Consider the following 13,017-nt stretch of genomic DNA (forward strand, 5'->3'; position numbering starts at 1 on the left):
AAGTTATGAAACAAAAACACGTTATCTTAATCGGTCTATTTTTATTAAGTGTATGGATTCACGCGCAACAGGAATTTCATGTTTTTCCTTCAGACCACAAATCAACTCCTGGAGTTAGCTCAGGTAATGGAACTTTACAAAATCCATGGGACTTACAAACTGCAATGATCCAAACGCCGAAAACTGTGAATGGTGGCGATATTGTTTATATTCATGAAGGTGTTTACGATGGACGGTTTATAAGCACTTTACAGAGCACTATTGCCAATAAGCTTATCACTGTTACTGCTTTTAAAAATGACAAAGTGATTTTGAATGGTAATGTTACATCCGGCAGGAAATCTGTCTTGGAAGTTAAAGGACAACAGGTGATGTTCAAAAATTTGGAGATTACGTTTTTGGGTGAATTCTCAAGGAAGCAAGGGGATGCGAATTTTCAAAATGTTGATGGAATTAATCACTCAAGTGGGGCTGGATGCAAGTTTATCAATCTTCTAATCCACAACAATCCAGGTTCGGGCTTTGGATCTTGGAAGCGCACTGCTGATGCCGAAATAAACGGTTGTATCATATACAACAATGGCTACTATTCTGCAAAACGCGGAAGCGGTGTAGGCATATATGTGCAAAATTCATCTGATAAATTCAGATTGATAAAGAATAATATCATCTTCAACAATTATTATAAAGGCGTTGAGGTTTGGTCTGATAATCGAAAAGCTAGTGATGCCTATGTCAAAAATGTCATTTTAGACAATAATGTTATTTTCAATAGTGCTTTGGTAACAGGAATCCCAAAAGACAATTTAATAATTGCAACCAACGATAATAATGCAGTTAACATTGCTAAAAACATCATGGTGACTAAAAACATCTTTTACCATAATACCAACTATATTAAAAATGAGATTGATGGCGAATTACCCTCTTTCACATTAGGATTTAATAAAAATGCGCCTGTGGAAAATGTTTCAGTTACAAACAATATTATTTTAGGTAGAAATGATGGTATTCGCATTTTGCATGCTAAAACACTCGAGTTTAAAAACAATATAGTTTACAGCGGGTTTATAAGGTTTTATCCTTCATTTTATGATAATTTTGATTCTAAAACATGGAAGTTGTCTGGCAATAGCTATTATACCAGAAAAAACAAAACCATTAGAATTCAATCTAAAGAAGATTTTACTGTGGAAGAATGGCAGAAACGGTATGGAATGGACACTAAAAGTTCTTGGAAACCAATTTCCCAATTCAATTTGAATGCGGTTTTGGATATCACAAAAAATGAATATGATGAAAACAAATATCGTGTGGTACTTTTTAGTAAAAATGAAGACGATGTTACTGTAGATTTTTCAAGTTACGGACTCCCTAAAGGCATACAATATACTATCAGGGATGTAGAGGATTACTCTGAAGTGCTAAAAACCGGAATATTAAGTAAGGATAAAAAAATATCCTTCCCAATGAAATTGAATAGAGGCAATAAAAATAAAACACTAGACAATTTTGGAGTGTTTATTTTGGAGGTTTCACAACCCCAAAAAGTTGGACTATTGAAGAGTTGGTTGAGTTGGATTTTCTAAACCTTGCGCTGTACTACTTCAAACACTTTGTTTTCATCACACTTTAAGGTTTTGCTTGGATATTTCAACAATAAAGCATAATCGTGCGTAGCCATTAAAATGGTATTGCCATTTTTATTGATTTCTTGCAATACTTCCATGACTTCAACACTAGTTTGCGGATCAAGATTTCCTGTTGGTTCATCAGCAAGAATTAATTCAGGATCATTTAATAATGCTCTTGCAATAGCAATACGTTGTTGTTCTCCTCCAGAGAGCTCATGTGGAAATTTAAAGCCCTTGGTTTTCATGCCTACTTTTCCCAAAACCTTTTCAATGCGTTCGTTAATTTCAGATTTATCCTTCCAGCCAGTAGCTTTTAAAACAAATTCTAAATTTCCATTAACGGTTCTATCGGGTAACAGCTTAAAATCCTGAAAAACTATGCCCAACTTTCGGCGTAAAAACGGAATGTCATTTTCTTTGAGAGTTCTTAAGTTAAAATCGACCACATGGCCATCACCTTCAGTAAGTTCCAAATCACCATAAAGTGTCTTCATAAAACTACTTTTGCCACTTCCAGTTTTTCCTATAAGATACACAAAGTCGCCCTTTTTCATTTCAAAATTGACATTGCTCAATACCATGCTATCGCCTTGAAAGATAGATGCATTTTTTAATTCTAATATTGTTTCGGACATTTTTGGGTGCAGTTTTATGAACGGTAAATGTATTATTTAAAATTAAAAGTTGAAAATCAAAGATTAAAAGTTTATTAAAAGATTGCAGAAATCACTAGCCAGAAAACAAAAAATCATTTTTAATAACTTCGTTTATAATTATAATTTAAATCTGTCGTTATAGGTTCTATATTGATTTATCTTTGAACATTCAACTAAAAACGAACTTAATGACTCATAAAAAACTTGTGCTTTTGGCAGCATTCGTGATGCTAAACACCTTCATTCAAGCACAGCAAACAGCCACTTACACCAATGACTTGGTAGAGTATCAAAAGGCACTCACTTTATATAATAATAAGCAGTATTTAGCAGCGCAATCTCTGTTTGATCAAATTCAGGATACTGCTAATAATGAACAATTAGAATCAGATTGCGCTTATTATATTGCGAATTGTGCAGTGCGTTTAAATCAGCAAAATGCTGACGATCAAATACAGAAATTTGTAGATAAATATCCTACGAGTACCAAACGCAACACCGCTTTTTTAGATGTTGGAGATTATTATTTTGTGAATGGTAAATATGCTTATGCTCGAAAATGGTATGAAAAGGTGGATGAGAATAGTATTTCAAGATCAGAACGAGACCATTTTAACTTTAACTATGGGTATAGTTTATATTCAACAGGCAATGAAGTGGGTGCCCAAAAGTATTTAAATCGTGTAGTAAATTCAAAAGAATATGGCTCGCAAGCCAAATACTATATTGGTTTTATGGCGTATGAAGGTGACGACTATGACAAAGCCAACGAATATTTTGAGCAGGTGAGTGATAATGAAAAGTATAAAGAGAAATTATCCTATTATCAGGCCGATTTAAATTTCAAATTAGGAAATTTTGAAAAAGCCATTACTTTAGCAAAAGAACAGTTGCCAAAAAGTAGTCCAGAAGAGGTTTCAGAATTGTCTAAAATCATTGGTGAGAGTTATTTTAATCTAAATCAATATGCCGAAGCAATTCCGTATTTAACCCAATACAAAGGAAAGCGGGGTAAATGGAATAATACCGATTATTACCAATTGGGCTATGCCTATTATAAACAAAACGATTTCGAAAAGGCTATTTCAGAGTTCAATAAAATTATTGGAGGTAATAATAGTGTAGCTCAAAACGCTTACTATCATTTAGGCGAAAGCTATATCAATCTAGATAAAAAACAAGAAGCCCTTAATGCATTTAGAAATGCATCTCAAATGGATTTCGATCTTAAAATTCAGGAAGATGCTTGGCTAAACTATGCAAAAATAAGTTATGAAATAGGGAATCCATATCAATCAGTACCTCAAGTATTAACTGGATATCTAGAAAAATATCCTAAAACTAGCTACAAGGAAGAAATCGAAACCCTGTTGATCGATTCATACATAACGTCTCGAAATTATAAGGAGGCTATGAAGTTATTGGAGGGCAAACGTAGTTTTGAAAATAGAGTTGCATATCAAAAAGTAACATTTTATAGAGGTATTGAAGTTTATAATGAAGGGGATTATAACAATGCAAAAGCGCTTTTTAACGCTTCAATAAACGAAGCTAAAGATCCACTTTTTACGGCGCGCGCAACGTTTTGGAAAGCCGAAACCGATTATCATCTCACTAATTATAATGATGCATTAATAGGGTTTAAACAGTTTAAGCAGCAAGCACAAGCATCCAATACCAAAGAATATAAAAATCTAGATTATAATATTGCCTATAATTACTTCAAATTGAAGAATTATCCCGAAGCAACTAAACATTTTCAAAGTTTTATAAATTCTAATACCAAAGAAAAACTTCGTTTAAATGATGCCTATTTAAGACTTGGTGATGGTTATTTCGTCTCTAGTGAATATGACAAAGCCATTTCAGCTTATGATAAAGCCATTTCAATAAATGAAATCGAATCAGACTACGCATCATTTCAAAAAACCATGAGTTATGGGTATTTGGGACAAAATGATAGAAAAATTAGGGATCTCAATACATTTATTGATGGTTATCCGAGATCATCATTGAGAGATGATGCCATGTATGAATTAGGAAATTCCTATGTGAAAGCTAATCAAATTGATAGAGCAATGTCTATGTACGATCGCCTAAATTCTGAATACCGTAATAGTGTGTTCGTTTCAAAATCGTTACTTCGTCAAGGGCTTTCTTATTACAATACCAATGACAACGAGCGTGCTTTGAGCAAGTTTAAAAAAGTAGCTAATGATTATCCAAGTTCAGAAGAAGCACTTCAAGCCGTGGCAACAGCCCGATTGATTTATATAGACCTTGGTCGTGTAGATGAATACGCTGCTTGGGTAAAACGATTGGATTATGTTGATGTTACAGATGCGGAGCTTGATAACACCACTTATTTGGCTGCTGAAAAACAATATCTAGACAATAATACAGATAACGCCATAAAACAATTTAATGGGTATTTAAATAGTTTTCCAAACGGAATCCATGCCTTAAAATCCCATTTTTATTTAGCCGAATTGTATTCAAAAAAGAACCTTCCTGAAAATGCACAACCGCATTACGAGTATGTGGTTTCTAAACAACCAGGTGAATTTACAGAGCAGGCCATTGTAAAATTGTCTGAAACGTATTTGAATTCTTCAAAATGGAACAAAGCTATTCCATTGTTGAAACGATTGGAAGCTGAAGCAGATTATCCGCAGAATATTGTATATGCCCAATCAAACTTAATGAACGCCTATTATCAATTGGAAAATTATAATGAAGCAGTTTCTTATGCTGAACGGGTTTTGGGCAATTCAAAAATGGATAACAAGGTTAAAAGTGATGCACAAATTATCATAGCGAGATCTGCCATAAAAACAGGTAATGAGCAAAAGGCAAAATCGGCCTATGCCGAAGTTGAAAAAATTGCGCAAGGCGCATTGGCCGCTGAAGCACTCTATTACAATGCTTACTTTAAACACAAGGAAGGCAACTTCCAAGGCTCCAATACTACTGTTCAAAAATTGGCAAAAGATTATTCTAGTTATAAGTACTATAGTGCTAAAGGACTTGTGGTGATGGCCAAAAATTACTATGCCTTAAAGGATGCGTTTCAAGCCACTTATATTTTAGAAAGTGTCATTAAAAACTTTGCTGAATTCGACGATGTCGTTTCAGAAGCGCAACAAGAGTTAAAGCGCATCAAAAGTGAAGAAGCCAAAACAAATTCGTCCATCCAAACCGAAGACGGTAATTAATTCATCATTCAAAACAATCGATTATGTTCAAAATAAAAAATATAGCAATTGGTGTACTAACATTGAGCACTTTGTATGGATTTTCGCAGCAGCGCGAAAAGGACACTATTAATACCGATGTGGTGAATGTTGTAAAACCCTACACACCCACCATTTCAGATGCATTTAAGATCAAAGAGACGCCAACGTTAGACGATTCAACTACGGCAGTAAAAAAGCAGGTGAAATATAATATTTTTTCTATTCCTGTGGCATCGACATTTACTCCAGCAAAAGGTAAAGCAGCTGCAGTTGATAAGGAGAAGCCAGTAAAATTGTATGATAATTATGCTTCTGTTGGAGCCGGAACCTATACTACCATTTTAGGTGAAGTCTATTTAAATCATCAATTAAGTAGAGCAGAAAGTGTAGGAGGTTATTTTAGTTATCATTCATCGCAAGGTGGAATAGATGGCTTGTTATTAGACGACGATTTTACAAAAGCAAAATTAAATGTCAATTACGGTAGTAATTTACGTGATTTGTCATGGAATGTTGACGGTGGTTTTGAATATCAAAAATACAATTGGTACGGATTGCCACAGCCATTGTTTGATGGCACTACTGCTAGTATGTTAGACGTTGATCATACCTTTTATTCAGCTCATTTTGGTGGCGAGATCGATTTTAAAGATGCACTTGTAAAACGAATTGATATGAGATTCAGACGTTTTGGCGACGATCAGGATTCTGGTGAAAATAGGTTTGTGTTTAATACAGCGTTTGACGTTCCTATTCAGGATGAAGTCATAAGTACCGAGATTTCACTCGATTATATTGGAGGAAAATTTGATCGAAATTATTATACAGATACTGAAATCAACTATGGCAATGTTAATGTTGGTCTTGCGCCAAGTTACCAATTAAGGCAAGACGACCTTACCGTTAACCTTGGTGTACGTTTTGTGTACTTAAATGATACCGAAGGAGGTAAGAACAAGTTTTACATCTATCCAAATTTTACGGCAAGCTATAGATTGGTGGATGAAATTTTAATCGCTTACGGGGGAATTGAAGGAGGTTTACATCAAAATTCATATTATGAGCTGGCTAATGAAAATCCTTATGTGTCGCCAACCTTATTTATTTTCCCTACAGATAGACAATACGATGCCTCATTAGGGTTAAAAGGAAAACTATCCAACAGCATGAGCTATAATATTAGTGGTCGTTATGGTGCTGATAGAAATAGAGCTTTGTTTAAGTCCAATAGTGTTTTAGGTGGTGCTACTGAAGATTACCAATACGGAAACTCCTTCGGAGTTGTTTATGACGATCTTAAAACCTACTCCGTAGCTGGTGAATTGAATGTAGACGTCAATCGCAATTTTAAGTTAGGAATCAAAGCCGAATATTTTGGCTATTCTACAGATTTACAAGAAGAAGCTTGGAACTTACCAGATTTTAAAGGCTCTTTATTCTTAGATTATCAAATCGATGCCAATTGGTTTGCCGGAGCTGGACTTTATTATGTAGGAGAGCGTAAAGACCAGTTTTACGAAGAAGGTACTTTATCGCCATCCTCACCTATGACCGTTACTTTAGATAGTTATTTTGATGCCAATGCGCATTTGGGCTATAAAATAAGTGACCGACTTTCAGTTTATGCAAAAGCCAATAATATGGTAAACAAATTATATGAAAAGTGGCAGAATTATCCTGTACAAGGCATTCAGTTTTTGGTAGGAGCTACTTATCAGTTTGATTTTTAAGGTAATACTCACCCTGAACTATATACAGAGTATGTATGGTAATAAAAGCGTTCATCAATTGAACGCTTTTTGTATTTTTACCATTAGTCAGTTCGGGTGTCGAGATGTATCGAGAACTCATTAATAAAACATCAACAAATGAAAAAAATCCTTTCACTTCTAATCATTGTATTTGTTTTTTCTTGCCAAAAAGAAAAGCAGCAAGTAGATTCAATTGTAATCAATGCTAATATCTATACCGTTAATACCAATTTTGACAAAGCAGAGGCTTTTGCAATAAAGGACGGAAAATTTGTTCAAGTTGGAACGAATGAAAGTATTCAAAGTGCATTTGAAGCAGATACCATTATTGATGCAAAAGGACAAACTATAGTGCCAGGATTTATTGATGCACATTGCCACTTTTTAGGTTTAGGCTTTAATCAGCAAGCTGTAGATTTGGTTGGCACCAAAAGTTTTGATGAGGTCGTGAATAGAGTGATTGATTTTCAGAATGAAAATAATCTAGATTATATAGTTGGAAGAGGTTGGGACCAAAACGATTGGGAAGAAAAAGAATTTCCAGACAATGTCTTGTTAAGTAAGTTATTTCCTGATACTCCAATTGCTTTGACCAGAATTGATGGTCATGCTATTCTTTGTAACGAAGCAGCCTTAAAATTAGGCAATGTTAATGCATCAAGTAAAATTGATGGTGGGGAGGTACTTATAAACAATGGGAAACCAACAGGTGTGCTAATTGACAATGCCGAAAACCTAGTTATGGACCATTGGCCAAAATCTTCTAGAAATGATATGGTGAAGGCCTTGTTGGCAGCACAAAATATTTGTTTTGATTTGGGTTTGACTACAGTAGATGATGCTGGATTAGGTATTGAAGCAATTGAAGTTATTGATAGTTTACAGCAAATTGGTGAACTGAACATGAGGGTTTATGCCATGGTTTCCGCTTCGAGTAAAAACCTTGATTACTTCTTAAATAAAGGTGTTACAAAAACCGATAAGTTAAATGTGAGATCGTTTAAATATTACGCTGATGGAGCTTTAGGTTCGAGAGGCGCATTGTTAAGAGCACCTTATTCTGATAAACCGAATCATTTTGGGCTCTTGGTGACCGATCTTGCAACCTTTAAAGATGCCGCCAAACGTATTTCAAATTCTAAATTTCAAATGAATACACACGCCATTGGCGATTCAGCAAACCATGTTGTGCTTAAAACCTACAAGGAGGTGTTGCAAGGAAAAGAAAACAGACGCTGGCGAGTTGAACATGCTCAAGTGATTTCACCTGAAGACTTTAGTCTGTTCAACGATATTATTCCATCTGTGCAACCAACACATGCCACTTCCGATATGTATTGGGCCGAAGATCGATTGGGGTCTGAACGCGTAAAAGGAGCTTATGCATTCAAAGACTTGTTAAATGCTTATGGAAAAGTTGCTCTTGGAACTGATTTTCCGGTTGAACAAGTAAGTCCCTTTTTAACATTTTATGCAGCAGTAGCTAGACAAGACCTAGAACATTATCCGGCGGGTGGATATCAAATAAATAACGCACTTACGCGAGAAGAAACCTTAAAAGGAATGACGATTTGGGCGGCTTATTCCAATTTTGAAGAGCATGAAAAGGGCAGTATTGAAGTTGGTAAGTTTGCCGATTTTATCATTTTGGATAAGGATATTATGACCATTGAAGTTAAGGAAATACCAAACATTAAAGTTGAACAAACCTTTGTTGGTGGTAAGGCAATGCGATAGTTAAGTAAGTCTAGCTAAATAGTCATAATGCTCGCCTTCGAGAATCATTTCACAGGTTAAGCCAACGGTTTTACAAGCTTTACTCAAGGTGTCAAAGTCAAGGTAAAGCCATTTCATTGGGACTTCGTTTTCGCCTTTGTAACTCAAAAAATAATCGAGTTCTCCGTAGTAATTAGCATTTGTATCTATCCAAATGCCACCATCTTCATCTTCATACATATAGGCAATATCAGAAGAATCAATTAAAATTTGACCATTTGGATTTAGAAGTGACTTTAAATGGGTTAAGTAATTCGAGACTTGTGATAATTCCTGAAAAATACCAGTACCATTCATTAAAATGAGAATGGTATCAAAAGTATCTGTTTCATTCAAAAGGTTGTTGACTTCAGCATGATGTACACCTCGTTGTTTGGCAACTTCAACAGCACCTTTAGACACATCGATGGCCTTAACCTCAAAACCATTTTCTTGTAACCATAAACTATGGCTTCCTGAACCGCAGCCAACATCCAAAACCCTTCCTTTAGCTAATTTTAAAGCGTGTTGCTCCAACTCTGGCATTTCATTAAAACTTCGGAATAAATAGGGAAGAGGTAAGTCATCTTCACCCGAAATATTAGTAGAAGTTACAATGTCTTCGGTATAGTTATTGGTGTGGTAATCTAGTAAGGCCTTTCCAAATAAATCTTTCATGAAAATTTTGTCTTGCTTAAAAAGGTTCAGCTTCTCATTAAAAATACTACTTTTATAATATGCAAGATATCATCAATAACCTTCCAAAGCTTGCCAAAGATAAGCATAAGGAAAATAAAACCTTCTTTTCAAAATTAAAAAAGAAGCCGCCAAAGCAGCTTGATTATTTGATGCAAGAGTTACATGAACGTGAGTTTCAACAGACCGATTGTTTAGAATGTGCCAATTGTTGTAAAACAACAGGGCCATTGTTTACAGATAAAGATATTGAACGCATAGCCAAACATTTTAGACAAAAGCCTTCACAATTTATAGATAACTATTTGAGAATTGACGAAGATAAGGATTATGTGCTGCAGAGTGTTCCTTGTGTATTTTTGGGTGAGGATAATTACTGTTCCATTTATGAAGTAAGGCCTAAGGCGTGTCGAGAATTTCCGCATACTGATAGAAAGAAGTTTCAACAAATTTCAAATCTCACATTAAAAAATGTTGCTATTTGTCCTGCAGCCTTCAATATTGTGGAAGAGATGAAAAAAAGAATTAAGATTTAACAGACTATGAAAAAACTTCAACTCGTTTGCATATTAACTCTAATTGTAAATTTTTGCCATTCGCAAGAATGGATGACCTCTTTTGATGCCGCCAAACGATTGGCTTATGTCCAAGATAAATTGGTGTTTATGTTATGGGAAGAGGCAACCCTAGATCCTTATCATGTTGCGGTTGAATATGAAAAGGGAGTTGATGCTATTGTAAATTTATTCGAAAACGAAGAACTAAATAAGTTGATTTGGAAGTATTTTGTTCCTGTAGTTGTAAATGAATCTGAATACCCTAGATTATTTAATGAAATTAAGGGCAAAAGATCTCAAAATTATATTGATAAATTTAATGATGACACCATTAAAATTATGGATATTAACGGTAATATTATTAATACAGACATAGTCTATGACGAGTATTTAGATATTGCCAAATTTATAAGTTATTATGCGTTAAATACGTCTGTACTTAAAGGAGAACTGGCAGGTTATAGAGAGGTGAAGAATTTTTATAGTGCATTTCGTCTAACCTCAAAATATATTGATTTTGCGATATTAGTTAACAAGGCCATAAAAAATGAAATAATCAACTTATCAATCATCTATCTCGAAGAAGCAGAGCGTTATTTGATAGATGGTACATATGATAATTTAATTGCGCTTCAGCAAAAAATGGACCTGATAAAACTCAAACAAGATTTGATTTTAAGTAACCCCAAAAAAGTCTTAAGGAATTTGAAGCGTATAGATGAGTCAGAAATTCAGGAAGAAAATCAATCTTTAGTAAATTTTTTATATTTTACGTCGTACCTTCTACTAAAAGACGAAACTAATGCGCGAGAATGGAGAGCTAAACTTTCGGCAGTAGATTTAAAAAAAGCAAACCTAATTTTTAAAAATAATTTGTAAATACTTTGGAAACCATTATCAATTATTTTGAAGCCATCCCTTCCGCACATAGAAGTTTGATTCTTGTTGGAGGTTTGACACTATTTTGGCTTTTAGAAGGGGCAGTTCCACTTTTTAAGTTTAACTATAAAAAGTGGCGTCATGCTTGGCCTAATATCTTTTTTACATTTACAACCATAGCTATTAATTTTGTGCTTGCGTTTTTGTTGCTAAATACCGCCGATTGGGTAAGTGCTAACAACTTCGGAATTATAAATTGGTTACCAGAAATGCCGTTGTGGCTATATGTATTTTTAGGAGTCTTTTTCCTTGATTTTTTTGGAGCCTATTTACCACATTATGTTGAACACAATGTTAAACCTTTGTGGATGATTCATTTGGTACACCATACCGATCATCATGTAGATACCACTACTGCCAATAGACACCATCCTTTAGAAAGCGTAATTCGGTTTGTGTTCACCTTGTTTGGCGTTTTTATAGTTGGTACGCCAATTGCACTTGTGTTTTTGTACCAATCTCTTTCTATTGTAGCTACGCAATTTTCACATGCTAATATTAAATTGCCGAGAAAAATCGATAGGATTTTGAGTTATTTTATCGTTTCTCCAGACATGCATAAAGTTCATCATCATAACGTATTACCATATACCGATTCAAATTACGGTAATATTTTTTCAGTATGGGATCGCCTTTTAGGAACCTTTATGGTTTTGGATAGGGATAAATTGGTGTATGGTGTAGATGTGTTTCCTGATGAGGTAAAAAATGGCAATTTAAAAGAACTGCTGGTGCAACCGTTTCAAAAGTATGAAAAGCCAACCTTCATCCAACCTAAAGATTAAATGAAACATTTATTCTATTTATTAAGTTTTATGGCCTTAACCAATTGTAATTCCAATCCACAGATTGATGTCCAAGGGCATAGAGGTTTTAGAGGCCTTTTTCCTGAAAATTCTATAGTTGGCTTTAAAAAAGCCCTTGATATTGGTGTGCAAACTTTAGAAATGGATGTTGTAATTTCCAAAGATAACAAAGTTGTAGTGTCTCATGATCCATTTATGAATCATGAAATAGCACTTGATCCTTATGGGGATACAATTTCAAAGGAAAAGGAACTGTCATTTAATCTCTACAAAATGACTTATGATAGCATAAAACAATACGATTGTGGCTCAAAACCGCATTTGAGATTTCCCAAGCAGCAAAAAATAAGGGTTCATAAACCTTTGCTTGATGAGGTCATTGCTATGGCAGAAAAAGAATCAAAAGGCACTACTTTCTACAATATTGAAATAAAGAGTTTACCAGAATGGGATACCATCTATACCCCAAAAGTTGATACATTTGTTGACCTTGTTTTAGAACTAATTGTTTCTAGGGGAATAAGTGAAAGAACAACATTGCAGTCATTTGATGTAAGAACTTTAGAGGTTGTTAAAAAGAAATTCCCTGAAATTCAAACAGCTTTATTGGTAGATGAGTTTGAAGTGATAGCTGATAAAATGAATAATTTAAGTTTTAAACCCGAAATTATAAGTCCGTATTTTAAATTATTGAATGCTAACACGGTAAAGGATTTACAATCAAAAGGTTTTAAAGTAATTCCATGGACCGTTAATAAAGAAGATGATATAGAATTGATAATTTCTTACAAAGTAGATGGGATTATTTCGGACTATCCAGACATCGTTCTTAATAGATTTAGCGTAAGATAAATTGCATTTTATAACCGTTTATCATTTAAAAATGTACATTCTACCGATATTTTTACCGTTCATAGACTTTTTTAGCGTTTAGTAACCTAATCTGTATAGATTTATCCCGAGGGACTTACTAATGCTATTATTTCA

The 13,017-nt window shown here is 34.4% G+C and carries 10 protein-coding genes; 8 read left to right on the top strand and 2 right to left on the bottom strand.

Going from position 1 to position 13,017, the window contains the following annotated elements:
• Positions 1-5: 5 nt before the first annotated feature.
• Complete coding sequence (locus tag ACFO5O_RS04315) at positions 6-1,589, top strand: right-handed parallel beta-helix repeat-containing protein (protein ID WP_387961286.1); 1,584 nt, start codon at positions 6-8, stop codon at positions 1,587-1,589.
• On the opposite strand, the gene ACFO5O_RS04320 is transcribed toward ACFO5O_RS04315, so the two are convergent.
• Positions 1,586-2,269 (bottom strand): cell division ATP-binding protein FtsE, encoded by a 684-nt coding sequence (locus tag ACFO5O_RS04320; protein ID WP_387961288.1) that lies wholly within the window; start codon positions 2,267-2,269, stop codon positions 1,586-1,588. The two genes, ACFO5O_RS04315 and ACFO5O_RS04320, sit on opposite strands and share 4 nt — an antisense overlap.
• A 209-nt stretch (positions 2,270-2,478) precedes the next feature.
• Here ACFO5O_RS04320 and ACFO5O_RS04325 point away from each other — a divergent pair, with 209 nt between their 5' ends.
• The 3 genes from ACFO5O_RS04325 to ACFO5O_RS04335 all read left to right on the top strand — a co-directional run bounded on the left by ACFO5O_RS04325 (position 2,479) and on the right by ACFO5O_RS04335 (position 9,014).
• Positions 2,479-5,505, top strand: a complete 3,027-nt coding sequence (locus tag ACFO5O_RS04325; RefSeq protein ID WP_387961290.1) for a tetratricopeptide repeat protein — start codon at positions 2,479-2,481, stop codon at positions 5,503-5,505.
• 23 nt (positions 5,506-5,528) lie between these two features.
• Positions 5,529-7,256 (top strand): TonB-dependent receptor, encoded by a 1,728-nt coding sequence (locus ACFO5O_RS04330; protein WP_387961291.1) that lies wholly within the window; start codon positions 5,529-5,531, stop codon positions 7,254-7,256.
• A 138-nt stretch (positions 7,257-7,394) separates the two neighbouring features.
• Positions 7,395-9,014 (top strand): amidohydrolase, encoded by a 1,620-nt coding sequence (locus ACFO5O_RS04335; protein ID WP_387961293.1) that lies wholly within the window; start codon positions 7,395-7,397, stop codon positions 9,012-9,014.
• Here the strand turns inward: ACFO5O_RS04335 and ACFO5O_RS04340 are convergent, their stop codons facing one another.
• Complete coding sequence (locus ACFO5O_RS04340; protein ID WP_387961294.1) at positions 9,015-9,710, bottom strand: class I SAM-dependent methyltransferase; 696 nt, start codon at positions 9,708-9,710, stop codon at positions 9,015-9,017.
• A 59-nt stretch (positions 9,711-9,769) separates the two neighbouring features.
• On the opposite strand from ACFO5O_RS04340, the gene ACFO5O_RS04345 reads away from it, so the two are divergent.
• From ACFO5O_RS04345 to ACFO5O_RS04360, 4 genes are read left to right on the top strand one after another with little or no spacing between them, the layout of a single operon-like run.
• A complete protein-coding gene (locus ACFO5O_RS04345; protein ID WP_387961296.1) occupies positions 9,770-10,264 on the top strand; it encodes a YkgJ family cysteine cluster protein in 495 nt (164 codons plus the stop codon).
• Between the two features lie 6 nt (positions 10,265-10,270).
• On the top strand, positions 10,271-11,164 hold the full coding sequence (locus ACFO5O_RS04350) for a hypothetical protein (protein ID WP_387961298.1): 894 nt from the start codon (positions 10,271-10,273) through the stop codon (positions 11,162-11,164).
• 5 nt (positions 11,165-11,169) lie between these two features.
• Positions 11,170-12,009: a sterol desaturase family protein gene (locus ACFO5O_RS04355; RefSeq protein ID WP_387961299.1), complete on the top strand. Its 840-nt coding sequence runs from the start codon at positions 11,170-11,172 to the stop codon at positions 12,007-12,009.
• Positions 12,010-12,882, top strand: coding sequence for a glycerophosphodiester phosphodiesterase (locus ACFO5O_RS04360; RefSeq protein WP_387961301.1), 873 nt, complete (start codon positions 12,010-12,012; stop codon positions 12,880-12,882).
• Positions 12,883-13,017: the final 135 nt, after the last annotated feature.

The organism is Geojedonia litorea (assembly GCF_042654525.1).
In the GTDB taxonomy this organism is placed as follows: Bacteria; Bacteroidota; Bacteroidia; order Flavobacteriales; family Flavobacteriaceae; genus Geojedonia; species Geojedonia litorea.